The 1,623-nt window shown below is 60.0% G+C and carries 1 protein-coding gene and 1 pseudogene; both read right to left on the bottom strand.

Translation table 11 applies throughout. The features are described 5' to 3' along the window. Nucleotides 1-111: 111 nt before the first annotated feature. Nucleotides 112-498 (bottom strand): acyl-CoA dehydrogenase family protein, encoded by a 387-nt coding sequence (locus IEW22_RS20345; RefSeq protein ID WP_229742936.1) that lies wholly within the window; start codon nucleotides 496-498, stop codon nucleotides 112-114. A 165-nt stretch (nucleotides 499-663) separates the two neighbouring features. Then, nucleotides 664-927: pseudogene (locus IEW22_RS20340) on the bottom strand (acyl-CoA dehydrogenase family protein); the annotation flags it as partial. Between the last annotated feature and the right edge of the window lie 696 nt (nucleotides 928-1,623).

Raw genomic sequence — 1,623 nt, 5'->3', positions numbered from 1 at the left:
GAAACACCCTGGTCACCACACCCACCGACACCACATCCGACAACCGACGATCCGACTCCGGCTTCACCCACCCAGCACGAGGCATACACCTAAAACTACACGCATATAACCTTAACTGAACGGTATTGGGGTCCTGCGTGCGGTCTTGCGCACCTGTGCTCGTGCCTTTTCCATTGCGGCATCGGCGATGCCCAGCCACACCGAAGCCCACAGCACGTGACATGCGGGGAGCATCGTGTGCGAGGAGATGGTGGCATAGTCGACGGGCAGAAGGTTGGTAACCGACGTGCGGGCGCGAAGGACGAAGCCCGGGCTGCAGGTACCGCGTAGTCCGAGGGTGTGCCACTCGGATGTTGGCTCCAGTTCGGTGTCCTCGGCCGGGCATGCGAGCATCACCTGGTCAGTCGACGGGCTGTCGGAATTCTTACGTGCCGTCGCGAAGATGTAGTCCGCGTACTTGCCGTAAGAAATCACCGGTGCATTTTTCTCCAAGGACACCTGGTCTCCATCACGGACGACTGCGCACGTAGACGACCCGACGGCGCCGCCTGTGGTGATCTCCGTGGTTGCCGAGGCGATGAGCTTTTCTCCTGTGACGATGTCCTCGATCAATGACTGCGTTCCGGGATCAGAGGAGGAGTGGAAGCGCAGACACAACGCCTGACTGTGGTGCATGGCGAAGATCATCGCCGTGGAGCTGCACGCGCGCCCCAGCATCCGACACGTTGCGGCGAGCTCGGAAACCGAAGCGCCACCGCCTCCCAGCTCACGCGGAAGTGAGACCGACAGCAGCTTTGCCGAGCGCACCGCGTCGAGTGCCTCGGATGGAAATCTTCCCTCGCAATCGACTGTGTCGGCGTACTCTGCGGCAACTTTCGCAGCTACACCTGTGCCGCTGAGGCTTTGGTTCCACAAGGGTGCCCCCACTTGCCTGTCCCTTCACGCTTGTAATGCCGAAGCTTTGCACTTCGTTTGCATTGGGTTGCACCCGAACTCGGAGTGCGGCATGCATGCTGATGATCGCGGTCCCGCCATGCGGCACCGTGGGGACAGCATAGCCGTGTTGTAAGATAGTTTATAGCTGACTTTGGATGGTAATTTTGCGTCGGGGAGAGAGCCGGGGTGTCACTCGGACGCGTTGAGACCCATGCCGGCTGGTTGCGGACCTGAACGACCGCGCTTCGGTAATAACGCAAAACTAAATACTCGGCGGCCGCGGGGGGTTCCGGCCGGTGGTACACGGCAATGCTGGTAGTCGGTTCGAAACGGCCCACGCGACTGCTGAATCGCTGGCCAAATCTTCGCTGCCCCAACCGGGTCCGTGATCACTATTGTGAGCTCTCGGGACCCGGACTCGTGTTGTGCTCGGTAAAGTCATCGGCTGAGATCTGTCGGGTGAGAACAGGAATGAACAGAATGAACGATCGAATTCGCGCTGTACTGGCGTCGCATGGGAAGCTCTCGGTCAGTAGTTCGACGATCGGTGAGGACGCAGACCTCTACTCCGCGGGACTTACGTGCCTCTTCCTGATTGACGGTGCGTGGAACAGGTTCTTGCGACCACAAGATGTAGGGGTGAGCAAGATCGCGGGGTGATGGGCGGTGTCGCTGGAGGTGTAGGCG

Origin of the sequence: Gordonia jinhuaensis (genome assembly GCF_014639795.1) — a bacterium.
In the GTDB taxonomy this organism is placed as follows: domain Bacteria; phylum Actinomycetota; class Actinomycetes; order Mycobacteriales; family Mycobacteriaceae; genus Gordonia_B; species Gordonia_B jinhuaensis.
This window is presented reverse-complemented; position numbering and strand designations above follow the sequence as displayed.